The 21,907-nt window shown below is 69.0% G+C and carries 23 protein-coding genes and 1 pseudogene; 14 read left to right on the top strand and 10 right to left on the bottom strand.

Annotated elements, in window-relative coordinates:
- Positions 1-127 precede the first annotated feature (127 nt).
- Complete coding sequence (locus tag Q0Z83_RS15675) at positions 128-547, top strand: hypothetical protein (RefSeq protein ID WP_317794654.1); 420 nt, start codon at positions 128-130, stop codon at positions 545-547.
- On the opposite strand, the gene Q0Z83_RS15680 is transcribed toward Q0Z83_RS15675, so the two are convergent.
- The gene (locus tag Q0Z83_RS15680) at positions 485-1,750 is read right to left on the bottom strand and encodes a recombinase family protein (protein WP_317794655.1); all 1,266 of its coding nucleotides are present in this window, start codon (positions 1,748-1,750) and stop codon (positions 485-487) included. The two genes, Q0Z83_RS15675 and Q0Z83_RS15680, sit on opposite strands and share 63 nt — an antisense overlap.
- A 164-nt stretch (positions 1,751-1,914) precedes the next feature.
- Between Q0Z83_RS15680 and Q0Z83_RS15685 the strand changes: the two genes are divergently transcribed.
- The 3 genes from Q0Z83_RS15685 to Q0Z83_RS15695 are packed head-to-tail and all read left to right on the top strand — an operon-like array spanning position 1,915 to position 3,666.
- Positions 1,915-2,373, top strand: a complete 459-nt coding sequence (locus tag Q0Z83_RS15685) for a hypothetical protein (protein ID WP_378079204.1) — start codon at positions 1,915-1,917, stop codon at positions 2,371-2,373.
- The gene (locus Q0Z83_RS15690; RefSeq protein WP_043526781.1) at positions 2,370-2,561 is read left to right on the top strand and encodes a hypothetical protein; all 192 of its coding nucleotides are present in this window, start codon (positions 2,370-2,372) and stop codon (positions 2,559-2,561) included. Before Q0Z83_RS15685 ends, Q0Z83_RS15690 begins: the two co-directional genes overlap by 4 nt.
- A gap of 22 nt (positions 2,562-2,583) precedes the next feature.
- Positions 2,584-3,666, top strand: a complete 1,083-nt coding sequence (locus Q0Z83_RS15695; RefSeq protein WP_317794657.1) for a hypothetical protein — start codon at positions 2,584-2,586, stop codon at positions 3,664-3,666.
- Positions 3,667-3,815: 149 nt separating this feature from the next.
- On the opposite strand, the pseudogene Q0Z83_RS55775 reads toward Q0Z83_RS15695, so the two are convergent.
- Positions 3,816-3,944: pseudogene (locus Q0Z83_RS55775) on the bottom strand (GIY-YIG nuclease family protein); the annotation flags it as partial.
- Positions 3,945-3,965: 21 nt separating this feature from the next.
- Positions 3,966-4,271 (bottom strand): hypothetical protein, encoded by a 306-nt coding sequence (locus tag Q0Z83_RS15700; RefSeq protein WP_317794658.1) that lies wholly within the window; start codon positions 4,269-4,271, stop codon positions 3,966-3,968.
- Positions 4,272-4,480: 209 nt separating this feature from the next.
- Between Q0Z83_RS15700 and Q0Z83_RS15705 the strand changes: the two genes are divergently transcribed.
- The 3 genes from Q0Z83_RS15705 (at position 4,481) to Q0Z83_RS15715 (ending at position 6,202) form a co-directional block, all read left to right on the top strand.
- Positions 4,481-4,612 (top strand): hypothetical protein, encoded by a 132-nt coding sequence (locus Q0Z83_RS15705; protein ID WP_317794659.1) that lies wholly within the window; start codon positions 4,481-4,483, stop codon positions 4,610-4,612.
- A complete protein-coding gene (locus Q0Z83_RS15710; protein ID WP_317794660.1) occupies positions 4,609-4,749 on the top strand; it encodes a hypothetical protein in 141 nt (46 codons plus the stop codon). The genes Q0Z83_RS15705 and Q0Z83_RS15710 overlap by 4 nt, the downstream gene beginning before the upstream one ends.
- Positions 4,750-4,960: 211 nt before the next feature.
- On the top strand, positions 4,961-6,202 hold the full coding sequence (locus Q0Z83_RS15715; protein ID WP_317794661.1) for a DNA sulfur modification protein DndB: 1,242 nt from the start codon (positions 4,961-4,963) through the stop codon (positions 6,200-6,202).
- A gap of 126 nt (positions 6,203-6,328) precedes the next feature.
- Here Q0Z83_RS15715 and Q0Z83_RS15720 read toward each other — a convergent pair whose 3' ends face one another.
- The 4 genes from Q0Z83_RS15720 to Q0Z83_RS15735 form a co-directional block, all read right to left on the bottom strand.
- Positions 6,329-8,347: a hypothetical protein gene (locus Q0Z83_RS15720; protein ID WP_317794662.1), complete on the bottom strand. Its 2,019-nt coding sequence runs from the start codon at positions 8,345-8,347 to the stop codon at positions 6,329-6,331.
- 270 nt (positions 8,348-8,617) lie between these two features.
- Complete coding sequence (locus Q0Z83_RS15725) at positions 8,618-9,760, bottom strand: TniQ family protein (RefSeq protein WP_317794664.1); 1,143 nt, start codon at positions 9,758-9,760, stop codon at positions 8,618-8,620.
- Complete coding sequence (locus Q0Z83_RS15730) at positions 9,757-10,662, bottom strand: TniB family NTP-binding protein (RefSeq protein ID WP_317794665.1); 906 nt, start codon at positions 10,660-10,662, stop codon at positions 9,757-9,759. Before Q0Z83_RS15730 ends, Q0Z83_RS15725 begins: the two co-directional genes overlap by 4 nt.
- A gap of 1 nt (position 10,663) precedes the next feature.
- Positions 10,664-12,322, bottom strand: coding sequence for a Mu transposase C-terminal domain-containing protein (locus Q0Z83_RS15735; protein WP_317794666.1), 1,659 nt, complete (start codon positions 12,320-12,322; stop codon positions 10,664-10,666).
- A gap of 225 nt (positions 12,323-12,547) precedes the next feature.
- Here Q0Z83_RS15735 and Q0Z83_RS15740 point away from each other — a divergent pair, with 225 nt between their 5' ends.
- From Q0Z83_RS15740 to Q0Z83_RS15755, 4 genes are all read left to right on the top strand, one after another.
- Positions 12,548-13,129, top strand: coding sequence for a recombinase family protein (locus Q0Z83_RS15740; RefSeq protein WP_317794667.1), 582 nt, complete (start codon positions 12,548-12,550; stop codon positions 13,127-13,129).
- A 125-nt stretch (positions 13,130-13,254) separates the two neighbouring features.
- Positions 13,255-13,887, top strand: a complete 633-nt coding sequence (locus Q0Z83_RS15745) for a helix-turn-helix domain-containing protein (protein ID WP_317794668.1) — start codon at positions 13,255-13,257, stop codon at positions 13,885-13,887.
- A 50-nt stretch (positions 13,888-13,937) separates the two neighbouring features.
- The gene (locus Q0Z83_RS15750) at positions 13,938-15,194 is read left to right on the top strand and encodes an MFS transporter (RefSeq protein ID WP_317794669.1); all 1,257 of its coding nucleotides are present in this window, start codon (positions 13,938-13,940) and stop codon (positions 15,192-15,194) included.
- A gap of 172 nt (positions 15,195-15,366) precedes the next feature.
- A complete protein-coding gene (locus Q0Z83_RS15755; RefSeq protein ID WP_317794670.1) occupies positions 15,367-15,753 on the top strand; it encodes an NUDIX domain-containing protein in 387 nt (128 codons plus the stop codon).
- A 36-nt stretch (positions 15,754-15,789) separates the two neighbouring features.
- Here the strand turns inward: Q0Z83_RS15755 and Q0Z83_RS15760 are convergent, their stop codons facing one another.
- A complete protein-coding gene (locus tag Q0Z83_RS15760; protein ID WP_317794671.1) occupies positions 15,790-18,891 on the bottom strand; it encodes a Tn3 family transposase in 3,102 nt (1,033 codons plus the stop codon).
- Positions 18,892-19,449: 558 nt separating this feature from the next.
- Between Q0Z83_RS15760 and Q0Z83_RS15765 the strand changes: the two genes are divergently transcribed.
- The 3 genes from Q0Z83_RS15765 to Q0Z83_RS15775 are packed head-to-tail and all read left to right on the top strand — an operon-like array spanning position 19,450 to position 20,767.
- Entirely contained in the window at positions 19,450-19,680 is a 231-nt protein-coding gene (locus tag Q0Z83_RS15765) for a hypothetical protein (protein WP_317794672.1), read from the top strand.
- Complete coding sequence (locus Q0Z83_RS15770) at positions 19,677-20,219, top strand: hypothetical protein (protein ID WP_317794673.1); 543 nt, start codon at positions 19,677-19,679, stop codon at positions 20,217-20,219. The genes Q0Z83_RS15765 and Q0Z83_RS15770 overlap by 4 nt, the downstream gene beginning before the upstream one ends.
- Before the next feature lie 35 nt (positions 20,220-20,254).
- The gene (locus Q0Z83_RS15775; RefSeq protein WP_317794674.1) at positions 20,255-20,767 is read left to right on the top strand and encodes an NUDIX domain-containing protein; all 513 of its coding nucleotides are present in this window, start codon (positions 20,255-20,257) and stop codon (positions 20,765-20,767) included.
- 17 nt (positions 20,768-20,784) lie between these two features.
- Here the strand turns inward: Q0Z83_RS15775 and Q0Z83_RS15780 are convergent, their stop codons facing one another.
- Both Q0Z83_RS15780 and Q0Z83_RS15785 read right to left on the bottom strand, forming a co-directional pair.
- On the bottom strand, positions 20,785-21,459 hold the full coding sequence (locus tag Q0Z83_RS15780; protein ID WP_317794675.1) for a nucleotidyl transferase AbiEii/AbiGii toxin family protein: 675 nt from the start codon (positions 21,457-21,459) through the stop codon (positions 20,785-20,787).
- Positions 21,456-21,812 carry a hypothetical protein gene (locus Q0Z83_RS15785; RefSeq protein WP_317794676.1) on the bottom strand — a complete coding sequence of 119 codons (357 nt, stop codon included), beginning with the start codon at positions 21,810-21,812 and terminating at the stop codon, positions 21,456-21,458. Before Q0Z83_RS15785 ends, Q0Z83_RS15780 begins: the two co-directional genes overlap by 4 nt.
- Positions 21,813-21,907: the final 95 nt, after the last annotated feature.

The following is a 21,907-nucleotide window of genomic DNA, read 5'->3' on the forward strand; positions in this document are numbered from 1 at the left end:
GCTCTTTCGCACTCTCGGAGCGCACCGCGCCGCCATTGCGGCCCTCAAACCGGCCCATCGCCCTCGGCTTCGAACTTCGCCAGGTGACGATCCGGTGCAAAACCGGTGCCAAGCAACTCTCATCAGGTTGCTCTCAATCACTGAAGCGTTCACGGCTGACCTTCTGGCACGCGAAGCGGATAGAGCGGTTGCTCTGTCCCAGAACACGGCAGCGGCCAGGATTGCCGAGGACGCCGTCATCCGCGCGACCAGCGGCTGGCTGGACCAGGAGAAGGCATACAAGGACTGGCTTGGAGTCCGTGAGGACTGGAACGCGGTTGTACGGCTTGCGGAGGCCCGAAACGCTGTCGCACATGGATTGGGAAAGTTGACGAAACGTCAGCTCCGCACCGAGCAGAGGGTCAAAGACAGGTTGCAGGCCGCGGGCATTTCGCTGAACAACGGCAGGATCGTGCTCTCTGACACCAACCTCGCGGCAGCGACCTCAGCCTGCCGCGACTTCATTGAACGAGTCGACCGGGCGGTGCAAGTTCGATCGACCCCTTGATGTTGTTGAGGCCCCAGCCGCACTCGGGCCGGGACTCCCGTCTTCTCGTCGCCCAGCCGGGTCAGCCCTCCGGTACGGCGGTGAGGAGCTGGTCGTACTCTCCATCGACGGCGGGCCCGGGCGCCGGTCCGAAGGCAGTCGGGCCAAGGTGGCGTCGAGCGCCGCCTGGCCGTCACTGGCTGTGTCCTGAACCAGCAGGGCGGTCCAGTACGGATCGCCGACGCCGTCCTCGGCCTCTTCCCAGACGTCGACGGCCCGGCCGGTCAGATCGGTGACGGCGGCCTCGGCCGCCGTCTGCGCGGCCAGGATCGTGCGGCGCAGCCGGGCCGATCCGGCCGGGTAGTCGTCGACGGGGATGACCTCGTCGGGTCCGGCCGGGTAGCGCGGGTGAGTCAGCTGCCAGCCGATGTCGGTGTGGTCGAGGGTGAAGTCGCCGTCCTGCCACCAGGCGCCGGGATCGCGGGTGACCGGCGGCCGTGGCTCGGGCATTACCGCGGCGGTCTCGGTGCGGGCCTTCGCACGGATCGCGGCGAGCTGCGGCACGTGAGTGTAGAGGGTTGAGCGGGATACCCCGAGCAGGGTGGCGATCGCCTTGACGCTGGCCTTCGGCTGAGTCAGCAGGGCGAGGGCGTGCTCAATCTGCTCCTGAGTCATCGCCGGCGGCCGGCCGAGACGCTGGCCACGGGCCTTGGCTGCCGCGACGCCGTCGCGGGTGTTCTCGATGATCAGCTCACGGATGAACTCCGCCAGCGCCGCGAAGACGTGGAAGACCAGGCGGCCGCCCGGGGTGGTGGTGTCCAGGGCTTCGTGCAGGCTTTTGAAGCCGATGCCCCGCCCGCGCAGCTCGACGGTCAGGGTGATCAGGTCTTGCAGCGAGCGAGCGAGCCGGTCAAGGCTCGGCACGACCAAGGTGTCACCTTCACGCAGATACGCCAGGCACGCGGTCAGCTCGGGCCGGTCGGTGTTCTTGCCGGAGCGCTTGTCAGTGAAGATCTTCGCGCAGCCGGCCTTGGTGAGCGCGCGGATCTGCCGGTCGAGGTTCTGCTGCCGGGTAGAGACCCGGCCGTAGCCGACCAGGAGACCGCCGCCGGTCGGGGCGGGGAACGGCTGGAGAACGTCCTCGGGGTCGACGGTGAGGTCCACGGTGGTCTCGGTCATCCATAAAACGTACGAGAATCGTCCGCTCGCGGCGTTCTCGGACACACTAGTTCCTGGACAGTTTTTCGGACACTTTTCGGGGCAGCGAAGATTCACTCGGATCCGGAAACGATCTTGTACGGAAAACAATCGATTCCCGGACACTGCGACAGTCGTTCAAGATTGCGACTAGCGCATACTATTGCGATCATCGCAAATGAGTGCGCAGAATGTATGTCGTGAGTAGACGAGACATCTTCAGCGACCTGGCCGCGATCATGCACCCGATCCCGCGGCCCGAACCCGACGAGGAAGAGCACGACGGCTTCCTCGAAATGCGCGACCAGGCGGCCCGGGACCAGGAGCAGACCACCGAGATGCTGCGCCTTTCCTGGGAGGAGGGACAGGTCGACCCGCTGATCTCCGCCCTCGGCGACGCCCGACGGGCCAAGGAGCAGGCCGAGGAACTGATCCGCGAGCTGCTCGCGTACGGCCGCGAGTTCGTCCAGCCCCGCCCGTACACCCTCGGCGACCTCGCTGCAGCCGCCGGCATGTCCATCTCCGGCGTGCGCACCGCCTACGGCCACCGCGACGTCGACGCGGTCGCCGACGCCACCGGCGCCAAGCCGCGCGAATGGCGAGCCCAGGACGCAGCCCCGGTCCGCGACGACGGCGAGGTGCCGGCATGAACGGAACCTGCATCTGCCGCTTCCGCTGGCCGCGGCTCTACGCCCTGATCGACGGCGTCCGGTACGAGGTCGAACCCGCCGAGGCCGACACCCCGACCAGCGCGCTGTTCCGTGCCTGGTGTGCTGGCTGCGGTGCCGAGTACACCTACCCGTTCCGGACCGTCGCCGCGCAGACCCGCGCCGCCTGACCTCTGATCGGAGACCCGACACATGGCTGAACCCGGCCCGCGCTACACCGCCGGCGACGTGCCCGGCCTGCGCCGCGACCTCGCCGACTGGTACGGCGGCACGCAGGGCACACAGTTCTACTACAACGCCATCCTGATGGGCCAGCAACAGCTCAAGCCGCCCGGCCCGCCCGAACGCGTCGCCCCGGCACTGGCCGCCGCCGAGACCGCCCGGCTCCGCGACGGCGACCTCTGGTACGTCGACGAGGACCTGTGCGCCCTGCTCAACGCCGCGCACCCGAGCATGCCCGCGTTCGCACCCCGGCCCACCGACCTGCCCTCCAAGACCGGGTTCGCGGTGTTCGCCGAGCCGATCGCCGCCTACGACGCCCAGGAAGCCCGCCGCGACGACATCGTCGACGCGCTGGCCGACATGCACGGCGGCGACGAGTTCCGGCGCATCGGCCAGGCCGCCTACGAAGACCAGGCCCGGATCGTCGCCGTCTCCTGGGGGCCGGTCGACAACCCGCACTGGAAAGCCGGCGGCCTGTGGATGTCCTTCTACGCCGTCACCGACAAGACCACCGACGACCTGCTCGCCGGCCACCCCGCCGCGGCCGCCCGCGCCCGGGCCATGCTCCCGCCGCTACCAGTCGACAACGAGGCCGCAATCGCCTGGCGCCCGGACGGCGCCCCGCCCGAGGAGTACATGCTCACCGGCGCCGACGACCAGCACGGCACCCTGGCCTGGACCCGGCTGGTGTTCGCGACCTTCCAGCTCGCCGCGCAGGCCAACCTCGCCGAAACCGAGGACCAGACCACGCCCCGGCCAGAACGCCGACGCACCGAACGAGCCGGCCTTCCACCGCGCGACGTCCGCGTCATCCGGCTACGCCGCACCGTCGCCGCAGCCCGCGACGCTGAGCAGGCCGGCGCCGGACGCGACTGGCAACACCGGTGGATCGTGCGCGGCCACTGGCGCAACCAGTGGTACCCGTCCCTCGGCGACCACCGCCCGCTCTGGATCGCGCCCTACCTCAAAGGCCCCACCGACGCGCCCCTGCTCGGCGGCGACAAGGTCAACGTCATCACCGCCCCGAAAGACCACGACCAAGATCGTCCCTAGCCGTTACTTCCCGTTTCGATGGTCCTTCTGGGTGGGTCAGCCGATCGGACCCAGCGGAGGAGGACGGTCAGCCCTGACCTGCGCCCCTAGAAACTGAAGCGGCCCGGCCGATGCCCCTCCCCGGGCCGCTTTGCGCAATCGGCGAAACATCACCAACGGGACGGCGACGGGCCGCACTGTCTCTCGCAACTGGAGTCGATGAACTCCGTCAGCACGGGGTCGACATGGAACCATTCGCGCTTACCGGGCACACGCAGGCGCGCGAACTGCTGGTGAAGCTTCCTCTCTTGCCCCCTGCGTTACGCTTCGTCGTCTATGGCGATGACGTGCAACAACTCCAGGAGGTAGGGGTTACCGGTGTGAAAATCCTCCATCCGCTCGTACGGATGATTGCCGGTTTTACCGATCTTGATGTGAGGCCCGCAGGCAATGAAGTACACGCCGGCGTAGTAGTGGTCCAGGCCGGGGTTGCCGAGGTCGCCCCAGGCCTTCTGCTCGGCCTCGATCATGGCGTCTTTCGGGTCGCCGATGGTGAAGCCGTCCATCTCGCGTTCGTACTTTCTGGACCGCCGCCGCCAGTCCCGGAAATCGTCGTAGTTGGTCATCGACGGCCATTCTCCCCAGCGGCGCGGGCCCTTGACCAGAGCGGCAGCTTCGCCCACCGGGGACGCACATCACCCCATCACCCCATCGTGACTGGCTGACAAACCCGCGGTCCAGCACCGCACGCCCCCGTAAGAGCAGGTCAAGGTTCCGATCAACACGCCAAGATCACGGTTAGCGTGACTTTCCCGAACGTTGGTCCCCAAGCGCCATGTCCATCTCCGGCGTGCGCACCGCCTACCGGCACCGCGATGTCGACGCGGTCGCCGTCGCCACCGGCGCCAAGCCGCGCAACTGGCGCACTCCGGAGCCCGACCCAGGTGGAACGGAGGTGTCGGCATGAGTGCGTGTATCTGCCTCACCCGCTGGCCGCGGCTCTACATCCTGATCGAGGGCGTCCGGTACGAGGTCGAGCCCGCGGAGACCGACAGCCCCGACCAGTGCCTTGTTCCGCGCCTGGTGCGCTGGCTGTGGCGCTGAGTACACCTCTATCCGTTCGGGGTCGTCACCACCCAAAGCCGGGTCGCGTGACGCACATCCGCTCCAGGGGCCGCGGGCGCCAGCAGACTGCCACCCAAATAACTTTTTATTTTCCTCATCTACGAGGTGTTGCGGTCGAACTAACTTAACCCCTAGCATCAACTCACTGCTTCGAGCGGTTAAGTTATCCCCTCCGAAACTAGGAGTTATTTTGTCGATCGAAATCGACGCCGGGAAGATCAGCGGCCCGCAGCGCCAGAGCACCTTCATCGCGCAGCGCTCGACCCAGGGTGGCCGGGTGGTCTACACCATCCGCATCCCGCTGACGAGCCTGGACGTGATCCTGCCGCTGCCAGACCCGGACCAGCCAGACCCGGACAACCGCAAGGTAGATAGTCGACATGCCAAGCTGTTCGGCGAGTACATCCACCTGCACGAATCGTGGGTAGCGCCCACGCTGCTCGCCCGGGACAACGGTGGCTGCACCTTCGTTGAAATCCCGGGCACCGACGGGCGCATCGGCTACCTGACCATCCCCTGGGCCATCGGTGCGCTGTCCCCCCTGTCGAACATCGACGGCCAGCACCGCATCCTCGGCGTGCACCTGATCATCAGGATCCTGGGCGAGGAGATCAAAAAGATCGACCGGGAGATCACCCGCACCACCAAGCCCGAGAAGATCGAGGAGCTGACCACCTCGCGGGACCGGCTCGCTGGGCACCTGAAGCGACTGGAGAACGAGTCGGTCGGCGTGGACATCTACGTCGAGCCCAACAACGTCCTGGCCCGACAGATGTTCGTCGATGTCGCGGACAACGCCAAGGGCATCTCCAGCGCGCTCAAGGCCCGCTTCGACAGCAGCAAGGTCGCCAACCGCATTCTGGACCGGGTGATCAGCCACGCGCTGCTCAAGGGCAAGGTGGACCTGGAGCAGGACCGCATGACCGCCAAGAACCCCAACCTCATGGGCGCCAAGCACGTCGCCGACCTCACCCGCGGCGTCGCCGTCGGTGTCTCCGGCCGTATCGGCAAGCAGCGGGAACGTGAACTCGCCGACGAGGTCATGGTCGAGATGGTCCACGGCTTCCTCGACTGCCTCGCGGACGGGTTCAAGGATCTCGCCGCCGTCGCCGAAGGCACCCTCAAGCCTCTGGACCTGCGCGCCCAGTCCCTCCTGGGGTCCATCGGCATGCTGCGGGTGCTCGCCGGCGTTCACCACGAACTGCGGGAGAACCACGACGCCAACGACGACGACATCATCGCGTTCTTCACCAAGCTCGACCCGCACATGAACGCCCCGGTCGCCGGCGACAGCATCTGGCGCAACACCGCCGCTAACAGCGACTTCGAGAGTGGCCCCACCACCTCGGCCCCGATCATGCGCACTCAGAACCTGATCCACCTTGTCAAGGTGATTGTCGGCTGGTACACCAACCCGCCCGCTCAACTCTGACAACACACCCACAGCGCGGAGGGGCCCGACCAGATGGTCGGGCCCATCCGCGCTGTGGGCCGCCGCGGCCTCCTGCCTCTGCCGGGCCCGACTACACAGGGCAACCAGTAGGAGACAAGCCTAGGGTCAGCGGCCGGTGGTGGGTGGCTGCCGTATCCGGGTCAGGGCGGCTTCGTGCCCGAGGTCGATCGCGGTGAGACGCTGCCGCAGGGCACTGGTCTCCCGGTCGGCTGCGTCCGGCCACCTGTCGTCGAGGGGCAGCTCGGCGATCCGTTCCTGCGTTTCCGCGGCCGCCATCCGTCGGGCGGCCGGGTGGTCGACGAGGATCGCCCGGATCGCGTGCGCCGCGTCCGCCGGGGTGATCGCCTCGAAGTCGGCGGGCAGTCCGGCGGTGAACGTGCCGTGCCCGACCGCGAGCACAACGGTTTTACCAGCCTGCCGGAGCCCGTCAACGGCGGTACGCACCGCTGGGGTGACGAGCCGGCCCAGGTCGGTGCGGTCTCCGCCGCCGCGGGCGATCAGCACCCCGTCCAGCCCGGGGTCACCGGCGAGGGCGCGCAGGACGGCGGCGAGCTCGTCAGCGGCGCCGGCCGCGTTCGCGGCGAACGTACGGTACTGAACGTCGAGGACCCCGCCGTCGAGTTTCGGCGCGATGTCGGAGCCGACATGCCCCCGGGACGTGATCACGCACACGCGGGGCCGTGGCGGCGGGGTGCCGCGCAGCCCGGGCGGGCGCAACGCGTCGACGAGGTGCTGTTCGCGGCCGCTGGCGGCCCGGATCGCGCGCAAACCAGTGAAGTGTCGCCAGATCGCGTCCTCGAGCAGCAGCGCGTCCTCGCTGTCCGGATCGTCGAGGACGGCGATCAGGTGCGCGCCGGTGGGAACACCGGGCTGGGGGCGGAACCGGAACGTGGTCTGCAGCGCCGTGTCGGCTTCGCGGCCCCGGCCGGCCCGTTCGAGGCGGGCGGCAACCGCGGCTGGCTCCAGGGTTGTCGTTCCAGCCGGGCGCCGGTACTCCGGCGGGCGGGTGTACTGAATCGTCCACGGCATCGCGGTCAGTTGGCCGAGAGTGCGGGTCAGCAGGGTCTCGTGACGGCGCAGCCGGTCCCGGTCGGCGTCGAAGATCTCGATGGTGAGGGTGAATGTTGGGCGGATGGTCTCCCCGGCGGTTTCGACGTGGACGCGGTGCGCGCGTAGGAACGCGGCGGCCGCGTCCAGGTGCCGTCCGGCAGCCAGACGGGTAACCAGCCGAGTGACGGTCAGAATCGAGCCGTGCGGCAGAAATGCCTCCGCAGGCGCGTACGCAGCACCGCTGGTGCGCCGCAGCGGATCCTGCGGGGATGCAGCGGCGGCCGCGTCGCCAAGGTGCCGTCCGGCGAGCAGCAGCGCGCCGAGGTCACTGTTCGCGGCGACGCAGCCGACCAGGTCGTCGAGGATGCGCCTGCCGAGCCCGGCGGACCAGGTGCCGGTGCCAGGGTGCCAGCCGCACCCAGCGTAGTCGTGGTAGTGCCGTTCGGGTGGGACGGCGATGTACTCGCGGGCGACCGCGATGATGTCGGCGAGTCGGCCCACGTCGGCGGTGCCGATCAGGTCGTGGACGCCGGTGACCTCTGCCAGGCCGAGGCGGGCGGCGATGACGTCGCCGAGGTCGCGTACCTCGTCATCGCGGGCGTCGACGCACGGGTAATCGAGTTCACGGGCGAAGTAGCAGCGCTCGTGCAGCCAGGTGAGGATGTCGGCCAGGGTGCGCCGGGTCGCTGCTTCGTCGAGGCGGCGTACAGGCACATGCCCGGATCCGATGTCGACGGGCCACCGACGCGGGGAGTGCGTCACCTGGTGCGGCAGGGCGCGTAGGAATCCGTCCAGTTCGCCCCTGCCGGTCTGGCTGAACGCGGCCGCGACGTCGCTGGCGGTGAACGCATCCTGCAGAATCAGTTCGGCCATGCCGTACCACTCGGTGCCGCTGCGGGCGGATAGTTCGGTGACGGCCGCAGCGATCGTGTCCGGGCTGAACCGCAGGCCGAGCCCGGCGAAGCTGCCGTCGTCGGCCGTCAGGCTCGGATCCGGGTTACCAAAAGAGGCGCTGCTGGCGGTGGAGCTGCCGAAGGTGGAGCGGGAGGGCAGGGTGGGGCCGGCGTCGGGCATGCAGTTCAGCGTGCCCGCGGCCGGCGGTGAGAGGCAACCCGTCTGCCTGCCGGATACGCTGGCGGACCCGGCAGCGTACGTGGTGTCTGCCCCGCCCCAACCACGCTTCGCGGCGACTACACAACGTAGCGCTAAAGGCCCAGAATCTGTCCCATCAACGAGAACTCGCGACATTTGGATAGGCGCTTTCACCAGTATCGCGGCCCGGAAGGACCATGACGTTCATGCCGGGCCAGTGCGGGAGATGCTCTGCCCGGAGGCCGCTGTTGATCAGACCCTGGCGCGTCCGTTCGTACCCTTCGGGGGGGGGGCGGTCCATCGCGCTGAGCTGGATGAGCAACTGGCGAGAGGCGTCACGGTCGTCAACGATGGTGAGAAGCCAGTCGTTGAAGTCCCGGACCGCGTTCGCCCACGCGACGGCGGGATCGGGGTCGCTCCGGACGGGCCGGTCCGACTCCCGCGAGAGCAGCGATCCGAGCGTCCCCCTAGCCCAGATGACGCCCTGGCTGCTGAGGTGCATCGCCATGGCGGCGGCTTCGAGCATCGCCACCTGACGGTCCCAATCCATGCCTCGTACGGCGCCCAGCGGATCTGCCCGGCACGCACGGGCCGCTCGACGCGGGCCCAGATCGTCTCCAACGTCGCCTTGTCCGCCTTGCGGCGCAGGAACGACATGGGGGTGTTGACCTCGTCGAGCACGATCCGCAGCAGCCGGAACCACACGCCGACATGAACGGTCCGGCGCGGCAGCGTGACCTGGCCGGTGGTGATCCCTTCGTGGGTACGCCGGTCCATGTCCTGAACCATCTCGGTGACGGCGGTTACCTCCGGGTCGGGCGCGCCCGGGTAGTGCCGCACGGCAAGCCCGGCGGGCTGCAGGAGGCATCCGTGCTCCGGGCAACTCAGCATGATCGGGAGTTGCGCCATCAACAGCAGGCCGTGCCCGGGCCGCTCGGCGCAGAGCGGGCAGGCCCGCCGCCGCCGCTCGGCGCCGTCGGCGCTCTGCAACCAGGGCCGCCACCGGCCGGGGTCGGTGCCGTGGGCGATCATCGTGTGGTCGAACAGCACCGAGTCCTGGCGTACGAAGCAGTCGAAGGTGCCGGCCTGCTCGACGTCGAGGGTGTCGAGCAGCCATGGCGTCCAGCCGGCGATGGTCATGTGCCGCAGCTGCCCGATCGGCACGCCGCTGCGCTCGTGCAGCGCCTGCAGCAGGTGGGCCGGCGGGTCGGTGTCGAGCAGCTCGCGTTCCTGGGACGGTTTGACCTTGCCGACCTGTCGGGCCGCCGTCCCGAGGTTGTGCTCCACGAGGGTGCTGAGCGGGAGTTTGTAGAGGCTGGCGGTTCGTTCCAGCCATGACGACAGCGCCTCGCCGGGCAGCGGCTGCGGGTGCAGTGGCCACCGGGGTGGGATCACGCCAGCTCCCGCTCGAACAGGCGGCGGCGTTCGGTCGGCCCGGCGTACTGGGCTATGACCAGCGTTCGCTGGTTGATCGCTTCCTCCCCGGACTCGATCGCGACGATCGCCGCGTCGGTGAGCAGCATGGCCAGCTCGCCGATCGTGCCCTCGCTGCGGGTGATCAGGTAGGAGGCCATCTCGGCGGACGCGATCGGCGACGGCCGGCGCAGCGGGAACGACGTGGCGAAGCTGGCCAGCAGCGAGCACGCCCCGGCGTCGGGCGTCCACAACGGCAGCGTGAACGGCTCGAACCGGTTTTCCAGCTGGTCATCGGACCGGATCGCCAGGTACGCCTCCCGGGTGCCGACCCCGACCAGAGGGATGCGCAGCTCGTTGCCCAGGAACCGGATCAGGTTCAGGAACTCCCGGCGGGTGTCGCCGCGGCCCGCGAGGACGTTGTGCAGCTCGTCGATGACGAGCACCCGGACACCGACCGCGCGCATCAGCGACAGCGCCACCTGCTCCAGCTCGGCCAGGCGTTGGCGAGGCCGCAGGGGTGCGCCCATGGCTGCGAGCAGCGCCACGTAGAACCGGATCACCGAGGGTTCCGAGGGCATCTGCATCACCAGGACCGGGATCTGCTCGTGGTCGGGGTGCGACACCGGCGGGTGCAGCCGCCGGAACTTCTCCACGATCATCGACTTGCCGTTGTTGGTCGGCCCGAGGATCAGCAGGTTCGGCATCCGCTGCTTGTCCGGCCAGGTCAGCAGGCTTTCCAGCCGCTCCAGGGCGTCCACGGCGCGTGGGTAGCCGATCCACCGGTCGGCGCGGATGCGGTGCACCCGCTCGGCGTCGGGCAGCACCGCGACCAGCCGCGCGGCCGGGTGCAGGTGGGCCAGGTCCATCAGCTCGGCGTCCACGTCACCACTCCTCGACCACTGCGAACGGGGCGGCGTCGGCCGCCGCCACGATGATGGGCGGCAACGGGGCCGGGTTGCTGGTTGCCGGCGGCGGGACGGCCGTCGCGCGGCGCTCGGCGTCGCGGCGGGCGCGGCGGGTGGTCCGTGACGCCTCGTCGGTGATCGCGCGCTGCTGGCGGACCATGCGGAACAGATCTTCCTCGTCGACCTCGCGGCGGCCCTTCTCCCGCAGCGCGGCCACCGCGGCACGGTGCTCCCACAACCCGACCGGCGGGTTGGACAAGGTCCGGTAGGGCACCTGCAGGTAAACGCCGCCGTCGGGATCCAGCGCCCAGATCCGGCTGAGATCGCGCGGGTCGCGGCGCAGCACGAACTTGCCGAGCTGCTCACGGCGGGCGATCCACGGCTTGAGCGCGTCGCAGTAGTACCAGACGTGATCGATGACGAACCCGGTCGTGTGCAGCGAGCGGCGCACCACCGGCAGGAAGTCGACCAGGAACGCCGTCTCGTTCGTCACCGTCGCCGGTGCCCGCCCGTTCGTGACCGCGTCAGCCCACCGGCCAGCTGGGGTCTGCCCGAGCGTGGAGTGGACCGTGCCGTGGTAGCCGGCCACCGCCAGCGCCAGCCACCGCTCCAGTTCGCCGACCGTCAGCACGGCCAGGCGCTCGGAGTCGTAGCCGCCGCTCTCCTTCGTGCTTGAGAACGTGGTTCCGGGCAGCTCGTGAACCATCGTCATCATCGTGCCGATGACCCGTTCCACGATGCCGCCGTAGTGCGGCTGGCCCGGAGGCCGCCACCGCAGCGTGACTCCGTGCTGCTCGCAGCCCCGGCGCAGGGCCTCGCTCTTGAACTCGGCCGCGTTGTCCAGATACAGCTCAGCTGGCTTGCCGCTCATCGGCCAGGCGACTTCGACGCCGATGCGCTCCAGCCACGCCCGTTTGCCGGTCACCATGTGCGCCAGGCACAACCCGACCGACAACGCCGACGGCGCCTCCAGCGTCACCACCAGGCCGACGATCGCGCGGCTGAGAACGTCGATCGCCACGGTGATGTACGGACGTCCGATCGGCAGCCGGTGCCGTTCATCGACCACGATCACGTCAATCACGGTGTGGTCAATCTGGACCTGTTCCAGCAGCTCACTGACCTGCTGCGGCACCCCGCCCGCCGACCGCAGCGGCCGGGCCGCGTCCACGCCCTCCCTCGCTAGCATCGTGGCCACCGGATCCAGCTTCTCCGCCCGGCGCACCAGCGCACCCCGCGACGGCGAGGGCAGTCCCCGGCTCCGGCACAGCCGCGCGACCTCCCGGTGCACCGCCGACATCGAGCGCCGCTGCTTGGTCAGGTACCGGGTACGCAGCACCTCGCGGATGATCGCCTCGACCGCCTCGGGTAGGTGCTCGCGGCCCCGGCCGCCGCTGGACTGGCCGGGGAGCATGTCCGAGACGACTCCCTCGCCCTGGCGCCAGCGGCGAAGCAGCACGTACACCTGGCGCTGGGACAAGCCGAGTTCGGCGGCGGCCTCGTCCGCGCAACGGTGGCCGACCTCGTCCAGCTCGGCGAGACGGCCGATCACCTCAGCGCGGCGAACCGCGAGATCCCAGGCTGCCGAAGACGCCGTCAACACGCCCCGCTCGGGAACCAGGTGCGCCTCGTCCACCGTCGATCCTCCCGTGCCGTGCACAGGAGCACGAGCCAAGATCGACATTAGTGCATACGAGTCCAATCAGGCCAGAGGTCCGTACCCGACTGCACCGCCCCAGTAAGGACGACTCCCGACCGTGCAGTCGACCTCGGAAACCGACACCAAGTGCCTACCAAAACCCATAACGGAAACAAGACAACACAACTTCATCCCGGAAGTGAGTTTCGATAGAGTCAAGCGGTGGGACACAAGATCGGATACGCCCGAGTCAGCACCGCCGACCAAGATCCACAGCTGCAACTCGACGCACTCGCCGCCGAGGGCTGCCTCAAGATCTACAAGGACGTCGCCACCGGCACCAAGGCTGACCGACCCCAATGGCAGGCCTGCCTCGACGACCTACGCCCCGGCGACACCCTGATCATCTGGAAGATCGACCGGCTCGGCCGCAACCTGCGCGACCTGGTCGACATCGTCGCCGTCCTCGAAGAACGCGGTGTCGGCGTCAAGTCGCTGACCAACGGCATCGTTGACACCACCACCGCCCACGGCAAACTCGTCTTCGGCATGTTCGCCCTCATGGCCGAATACGAGGCCGCCCTCATCAAGGAACGCACCCTCGCCGGCCTGATCGCCGCCCGCGCCCGCGGCCGCACCGGCGGCCGCAAACCCAAGATGACTCCTGCCCTGATCAACAAGGCCCAGCGTATGTACGACTCGAAGCAGTTCACCATGGCCGAGATCGCCGCATCCTGCGCCGTGACGCCCATGACGATCTACCGCAACATCCACACCACTCCAGCCTCCGGCCGTAAGGACTGACGGCGCGACCGCCTTCACATAAACACAAGGTTCGACGGCCTGTGGGCAGCTTAGACAGCCGTGGGGACGTCACGGCGGGCGCTCCGCTCATTGCAGAAGTCCTATGCATCAAATACTCTGCGCCTATGCCGTCATCCAGCAGCCACGAGGATCCACCAGTACGCCCGAGTCAGGCGGAGCGCCGTCAGGTGCATCTCACCGAAGTCGAGACGTTGCGCGCTATGGCTCACCCACTGCGCATGCAGATCATCGGGTCCTTGCGGGTCGACGGCCCTGCCACATCTGCCATGCTCGCCAGGCGTCTGGACACTGACTCCGGGCAGACGAGCCATCACCTGCGGCTCCTGGCCCGGCACGGCTTCGTCGTTGAGGCTCCGGAACTCGGTAAGGGCCGGCACGGACGGGAACGTTGGTGGAAGTCCGCTACCGACAGCACGCACTGGACCGACGACCTGGACAGCCTCGGCCCCGGCGGGGCGGAAGCGATTCGAGCCCTGGAACAGGCCGCAGCCCGCGTCTGGGACCACCTCGTCGAGGTGTACCGGGATCAGGTCGCCCGGGGTGAGTGGAATCCGGCCTGGCGTGAGGCCGCTGGCGGCGGCGACACGGTCGTCCGGCTGACCCCCGAGCGCCTGGTCGCGATGCAGGCCGAGATCCAGCAAGTCATCGAACGGCACGACCTGAAAGATCAGCCGGCCGACGACGCAGAGACCGTGGTCGTGCTCTTGCAGGCGTACCCGCGGAGGGCGCCGCAATGACATCTCCTGCCAGTAGCAGCATGGAGACACCCAGGGCGGAGCCGTCGGCCATGAGCATTTCCGAACCCACCGGGGTGAGTGCTGCGGCTACCAGCCTGTGGCGTAACCGGGACTTCAACCTGCTCTGGACCAGTCAAACGCTGTCTGACCTCGGCGCGTCCGTGTCCACGCTCGCCCTGCCGCTTCTGGTTCTTGTTCTCACCGGCTCGCCGGTGCAGGCGGGCCTGCTCGGGACCCTGTCGCTGGTCGTGCGGCTGATCTGCCGACTGCCAGCCGGAGTCCTTGCCGACCGGGTGAACCGCCGCCGCGCCATGATTGTCTGTGATCTGGTCCGGTTCCTCGCGCTGACCATGCTCGCCGCCGCGGTGTGGACCGGACACGCGAGCATCACCGTGATCATTGTCGTTGCGCTCGTCGACGCGGTGGGGCAGACGTTCTTCAGCACGGTTGAACACGCCGCGCTGCGCAGCATCGTCGCGCCGGCCCAGCTTTCCACCGCTGTTGCCCGCAACGAGGCACGCAACTTCGCCGCCAGTCTCGCCGGGCCGCCTCTGGGTGGGCTTCTGTTCGGGCTTGCACACGCATTGCCGTTCGCTGGCAACGCGCTCACCTACCTGGCTTCGCTTGTGGGTGTGGTTTTGATTCGCCGGCCCCTGCAGGCAGCACGTGAAGAACCGCCGCCCGGGCACGCTGCCGCCTTGGCCGAGGGGGTGCGCTTCGTCCTGGTGAACCCGTTCCTGCGCGCGGTGCTGATCATCGCCGCACCCCTGAACTTCGCTCTGAGCGGCGCCATCTTCGCCATCATCATCACGTTGCAGCAGCACGGCACCGAACCCGCCGTCATCGGCCTCGTCGAGACGATCATCGCGGTCGGCGGGCTGGCCGGGGCTGTCGTGGCGCCGGCGTTGCAGCGCCGGCTACGGCTGGCCGTGCTGGTACGAGTGATCTGCTGGGCAGCCGTGGCACTGGTCGCGCTCAGTGCCATGTTCACCGCCAGCATCGCCGCCGCCGTCCCCATCGCCTTCGCCGTGTTCCTGGGCCCCGCCTGCAACGCCGCGCTCTTCGGCCACCAAGCGGCCATCACACCCGATCAACTGCAAGGACGGGTGGTCAGTGTCATCCTGCTCGGCGCGACGTCGGCCGCCGCAGCCGCGCCGATCCTGGCCGGCACGTTCGTCGCCACCTGGAACGGCCCCGCCGCGCTGCTGTTGTTCACTGCCGGCGTCGCCACCTCAGCCATCGCCGCGACCTTCAGCCGCGGCATCCGCACCATGCGCCCCATCGAGCAGGAAGCCAGACCTTCTTGACACACCGGAAGATCAAGAGGGGCGGCCGGTGAACCATGCCGGCGAGAGGTTTGTAGGGTCCACGGATGCCCATACCGGATTTCGTCGTCGGACTGCGTGCCAGCATCGGTCATGCCCCGCTCCCGCTGAATGGCGTGATCGCGGTAGTGCTGGACGAGCACAGCCGGGTGCTATGGTTCGTCGGTCGGACACCGGCGACTGGGCCCTGGTCACCGGCTGCCTGGAACCGGGCGAGCAGCCCGCTGCCGGGGCTGTACGTGAAGTACTCGAGGAGACCGGTGTCGAGGTGACGGTGGAGCGGCTGCTTTCCGTCGAGGCTCTGGACTTGTCCGTGGCGCCCAACGGTGACCAGGTGTACTGGCTGGCCATCGGATTGCGGTGCCGGGTCGTCGGTGGCGACGCCCGTGTCAACGATGACGAGTCCGTCGACGTCGGCTGGTTCGACCCCACGGCGGTGCCGGCTCTTGCCCCGCATCAGGCTCGCTGCCTGCAGCTCGCGCTGGCCGATGACGCCGATGCCTGGATCGCTGGCCGTTCGACCCTCGCCCAGTCGGCGTAGTTCGCGGCGCGGGCAAGATCCAGCGGCATGATGGCATCAGCTCACGTCGGTGTCCGGATCGCGTAGCGGCCTCAGTCGCTGTGCGCTCGACGGGGCGGGGAAGGTGTAACGGCCGAGCATGTTGATGTGCGCGTAGCCGAGCGGTGACAAGCGGGCGGCGTCCTCGTCGCGAACCGGGTAGCCCTGCGCGCGCAGCGCCGTGACCGCCAGGTCGATGTAGCGGGTGTTGAAGAGCACGACCGCGTTGAGGACGAGTCCGAGCGCGCCGAGTTGGTCTTCCTGCCCGGCCCAGTAGGGCTGCATGATGTCGCCGCGGTGCCCGTGCAGGATCTTGCGGGCCAGCGAGTGGCGGGACTCGCCGATGTTCAGCTGCCGGGTCACGGTGCGCCGGTACGTTTCGTCGACCGGGTCGACCATGGCCAGCAGGTGCAGGGTCTTGGCGATCCGGCCGTACTCGGCCAGGGCCTGCCCCAGCGGGGTCGGATTCCCGTCGCGGGTCAGCATCCGTAGCAGGTCGTAGGCGCGGACCTGGTTGGTGATCAGCGAGCCGGCCACCCGCAGCATGTCCGGCCAGTGAGTGACGATCCGGTCCAAGTTGACCTTGTTGCGGGCGATCGCGTTTAGCGGCCCGTAGTCGCCGGCCGGTCGGCCGGGTGCGTCGGCACGCCAGAACCCGGTGCCGCCAACATCGGCGATGCGCGGAGAGAACCGATACCCCAGCAATCGAAATAGACCAAAGACAATGTCCGAGTAGCTGGCGGTGTCGGTCGCCACCATCTCCGGCTTCGGGCCGGCATCGAGGTTGAGCAGCGTGTCCAGGATGTAGAGGCTGTCGCGGACGGTGCCGGTGATGATGACCGCACCGAGGCCGGCGAACCGGTCGTTGACCGCGTTGAGCCAGGTGATGCCGCGTTGGTAGCCGAAGAAGCGCGGGCTGGGTCCTGCGTGGATGGACTGCACCGGCACCCGGAAGCGCAGCCCGTCGACCGAGGCGACCAGGCCACCGCCCCACAACTCGGTGATCCCGATGCGCTGCTGATAGTCGACCAGGCGGGCGTTCGCGGCGGCATGGGTGTCGGCTCGGATGTAGTTCTGGTCCACGTGCGAGAGCCGGTCACGCGTCAGCGCCGGGTTACCCGGGTGGATCACCGGGACCAGGCCGACGTTGCAGGCGTCGGCGACCAGCAACGCGGCCACGGTCACCGGCAGCTGGTCCATGCGGGTGACCAGCCCACCGACGTGGGTGTAGGCGTCGAGCATGCCGGTCCAGGAATGCACGTCCATCAGCATCTCGGGCAGGTCCACGACCGGCATCATCGCGGCGACCCGCTTGCGCAGGTCGACCAGCGAGGGCGGGTCACCCAGCTTCTCCAGCCGAGACACCGACAGCCGCATCCGGCCTGTTTCCCCGTCGGCCACCACCCGCACGCTGGCGTCCGGGCCGGCCTCGGCGATGCGCTCGGTCAGCTGCCGCCAGCCGGCGTCCAGCGTCGCGGTGTACTCCGCCAGGTGCTCCTCAACCGGCGCGGTCAGGCCCAGACCCGCCAGCACCTCGCCGCGCACCGCGTTCCAGTCGGCGCCGTCGAGCAGCTTCGCGCGCGGGTCGGCCCAGCGCAGCGACGGATCAGCGAACAGATCGCGGCGGCGCAACGCCGCATGCAGCGCAGTGAGCAGGCACATCACGTACGCGTCGCGGTCCACGGCGCCGTTCAGGGCCGGGTTGTTCAGCACCGCGCGCCGCCACATCGGCGGCACCAGCGCCATGTTCAAATCAGCCTCGGTCAGCGACTTTTGATCCACCCGGCGGCGCAGCAGCCCCGGCAGCCGGCCCTTCACCTCGATCAGCAGATCCGTGCCGGCCGGCGCCGCACCCAGCGGCAACTGCTCGGCCAACAACCGCACGAACGGGCGGACCACCCGGTACCGGGCCGCGATCGCCTGCCGGTTGTCCGCCTCCCACGCATCCGGATCCGGCACCAGCTCCACCACCGTGGCCACCGCACCGGCCACCGCCGTACGCGGCCCGGCGGCCCGCTCCACCGCCGTCCACACCTGACCGAGGTCCACCGCCGCGTCAGCAGCACCGTCCAGCAGCTCGAGCACCATGCGGGCCACCGCCATCAGCGTGGCCGACGCCTTCTCCAACCGCGGCATCGCCTCCAGCCGGGCCCGGTCGGTCGCCCGCCGCGCCGGCCCGATCAGCCGGGTCGCCATCAACGAGTCGAACAGATCCAGCGCATCGTCGACCGCCGCGGCCTCCAACCGGCGGGCCGTGGCCAGCAACGTCGCGGTCTTGCGCGGCTCGGCTAGGCCCTTGAGCAGCGGCGCCTTACCCGCCCAGCCGTAGCGAGCCAGCGCGGCGACCCGGTTGACCGGCACCGCCTGCACCTGGGCCGCGCCGGCGCCGATGGCCAGCACCTCACTGACCCGCCCCAGCGCCTTCGACATCGCCAGCCCGGAGTCGCTGCGCGACGCCGTACGCAGCCGCTCCAGCTCCGAGACCTTCTTGCCCTCGGGGACCTCCAGCAGGTCCCGCAACCGCAGCGGCAACTCGACGTCCGCGCCGGCCGCCGCCTGCGCCAAGCTCCGGTAAGCACGCTGGGCGGCTTCCTCCCGCACGCTCGACACCAGCCGGGCCAGCACGCTGACCCCAGGCAGCAGCACCCGCTCGCGCCGCAGCCACGCCCGGGTCTGCTCGAACAACGCCACCGCACCCTCGGCATGGATCCACGCCCGCGCACCCATGAACTCCTCCAGCGACTCGCGCACCCCCGCGTCGCCGAAGTCGCGGTACCCGTACGCCGCCCGGATCTCCCACGAATGCTCGTACGCCGTCTGCTGTCTCTCGGTGTACCGCTTCACCACCGACGGATCCGCGATCTCCAACTGGGCGGCCACGTACTCCACAGCCGACCACGGCACATCGAAGGGATCCTCGGTCAGGAAATGCCCCAAGAACCGCACCGTGCCGACCTGCAACCCAAGGCCGAGCTTGTGATGATCAGCGCGCTTGTGCGCGATCAGATCCAACGCGGTGCCGTCGAGCAGGAAGAACCCCTCCAGTTCCGAACGGCTCAGCTCACCGACGAACCGCTCGTACGCGGCCACCTGACCATCAGACAAGAACTCAACGGGCACAGCGCAACAACGTACGTCGATTTAATCCGCTGCGGCAGGCCCCGCACCAAGATCATTCCTACCGCTAACCGCTGTACCGATCTTCCTCAACCCCGGCCTTCCCCGGCGCGGTCGCCCCGGCGGGGGTCTCTGCCTCCAGTGGCTGGACCCGGGCCCTGCTGACCAGCCGTATCTCCTGGGGCGACCGCCTACCTGGGGTGGCCTTGATGGGCGACGATGGCAGGATGACTCGGCGATTGACGCTGAAGGACGCGCAACGATCTATCGCGGCGGCATGGTGACCCAGGACTCGAAGCGGCAGCGCGGCTTATGCCCCGTTTGTGGACGGCTCGTGGCTCTCACCGTGGACGGAAGAATTCCGCGGCACAACGGCACCATTCGGGCCTACGCCCCACCTGAGGAGTGCCAAGGGGGCGGACGGCTTCCGAAGACCACCGGGGTTCACGCGCGGTGGCCCTGAAACCGACCGACGTCTCAGCCGAAGTGGCCGACCGTGTCGGAACGCGGTGGGTCCGCTCTCCGACGCGCGGCCCTGTTCTCCAGCCCGAGAATGTCGGCATGACCGACCACGATCAGAGCGCTGCCGCGCTGGGTGTCGACGACTCGGTCACCGTCACTTTGTGGCGGCCCGTCGGCCAAGGCGAACTCGATGCGGTTGCGTCATCGCGATGGCGTGCCTGGCCGCTGCGGCTGCCGGATCAACCGATCTTCTCTGCCGCACTTGACCGCCGGCTCGCCGTGAGGAGTTGCCGCGAGCGGATCGTGCCCGCTGAGGGTGTGGATACGTGACCCGGTTCGACGTTCCTCGACGTTTCCTGGACCGGTTCGGGGTGATCTACGGCGCTGATGAGCGCGAGTACCGGATCCCGACGAGCGAGATGGCCGAACTCAATGAACACATCGTCGGCGCGATCATGGAGGAAGCCGACTACCGAGGCCCGGTCGATGAGGCGGAGTTCGCTGAAGCCGATCAAGGCCTTGGCCTGCCACTGCCGCGGGCCTGGCGAAGCTACCTGCAAGGCGAGTCCTGGTTCCGGCGCGGATGGCTGACGAGCGAGACCTACATCTGGCTCAACACGCCGCGGGAGATGCTCGGCCTGCATGAGGCATGGGCCGAGGCCACCGACGCGCACCCTGGCATGGCGATCATCGGCGGTGACGGCTCCCGTGAGCAACTGGTGCTGGACCTGCGGAAGGATCCCGCACCGGTGCTGCTGCTCGACACCACCAGTGCCGGGTGGGAGACCGGAATACCACAAGCCGGCGATATCGGCCGGTTCATCGACCGGCTCGAGAGCGGCGAGTTCGAGTTCGGCTTCGGCGGCTGAGGACTTCCGTGTCCGAGGCTGACATCGTGTCGGCTGTGACCGAACTTGTGGAGCATGTCGACGAGCAGGATCGTGTGCTGGGTGTGGTGGGGCGCGACGAGGCGATCCGTCGCGGGTGGCTGCATCGGGTGGCCACCACCGTCTGCCGTGATGAGCAGGGGCGGTTCCTGGTGTACCGGCGGGCCGAGGGGCTTTCCCGGTTTCCGGGCCTCCACGAGGTCAGTTTCGGTGGAGCCGTGCAGGTGGGCGAGTCCTACGCCGCCGCGGCCGCCCGTGAACTCGCGGAGGAGCTGGGTGTCCACGTCTCGGTGGGCGACGTGCGGGAGGTGGTCAGATTCCGGTGCCACGGCACGGTCGGCGGCTACTGGCTCGGGGTCCACGAGGCGGTCATCGTCGGTGATGTGGTTCCCGACGCGCGGGTGGTGAGCTGGGTCGGCTGGATGACGAAGGCTGAGCTGGACGCGGCCGTGCAGCGGCACCGATTCGTCCCGGACGGTCAGGAAGCGCTACGCCGGTACCTGCAGGCGGGTGAGGGCTGCGGCGGATAGGGGGCAGGGGCGGGTTCTCAATCGAGCGCCGGCTCGGGGCGGGGCCAGCCGACGAACCGGGCTCTGATCGCCGCCGCACCGGCCGCGTCGATGCCGTAGGCGAGGAAGGCGCGGTCCGGGGTACGGTCCAGGCGCCGGCCGGCGGCGGTGACGTCCTCGTCCTCCAGGGCCGGGTCGACACGGCGGGCGGCGGCCAGCAGCTGTGCGGGGTCGCGGTCGGCCAGGAACACGGCCACGTCGATGAAGTCGCGGACCTCGGCCCGACCGACGAGGGCGGCGACCTTCCAGGCGATGAGATCGTCGACGGCCATGACCGGGCCGATGTCGAGCACCACCGGCGGATACGACCGGTCGAGGAAGCCCAGACTCACCCGCAGCCCGTCCCGGTCCTGCGGACCGCGGAAGACCACCAATTCCGACATCTGGTACGCCATGCCGGCGATCAGGTCGTCGAGGTCGCTGTCGTGGCTGATGGTTTCGACCTGGAGCCCGGCCGCCACCAGGGCCTCGGTCACCGCGGTGGTGGCGGCGGTGACCGAGCCCTCGCCGGAGGCGAACAGGTCGACGTCCTCGGTCGGTCGGACGACCAGGCCGTGTTCGATCAGGGCGAGCCCGCCGCCGAGGACGAACCCGTAGCGGTAGGCGGCCGCCAGCGCCGTGCGGGCCACCAGCTCGTGGAACGGGTCGCTCAACCGGCGGCCCGGACCGCGGCCAGCATCGGGTGCCGCTGTTGCCATGCGGTGCGCACGCCGCGGGGCAGCAGCAGTTGCGGCCACACTCCGGCGAGCACTCCGGCGTTCAGCAGGGTCCGCAGCTCGCCGTACTGGACGGCTTCGCGTAGGACGATCTCGTACATCCGGCAGCGGTCGTAGTCGTCGGCGAGGTCGAAGTTGCGGTCCTGTGGGGGCAGCCACAGCATCCGGTGCGGCAGTTGCACCACGCCGGCAGCGGGGCCTCGCAGCTCGCCGAGGTCGGCGATGACCAGCGCGGCCCGGCCGGGCCGGGCGGCCAGACGGTTCGGGGAGCTCTCCAGCGCTGAGGTCATAATCCCCAGACTAGGCGACCGGCCGCCGGGTTCACCAGGACGTCGGTTGCGGCCCCGGCCCGGGACGGGGCGCAACCGCCGGGCGACGCGGCCGC

This window comes from Actinoplanes sichuanensis, assembly GCF_033097365.1.
GTDB classification, from domain to species: domain Bacteria; phylum Actinomycetota; class Actinomycetes; order Mycobacteriales; family Micromonosporaceae; genus Actinoplanes; species Actinoplanes sichuanensis.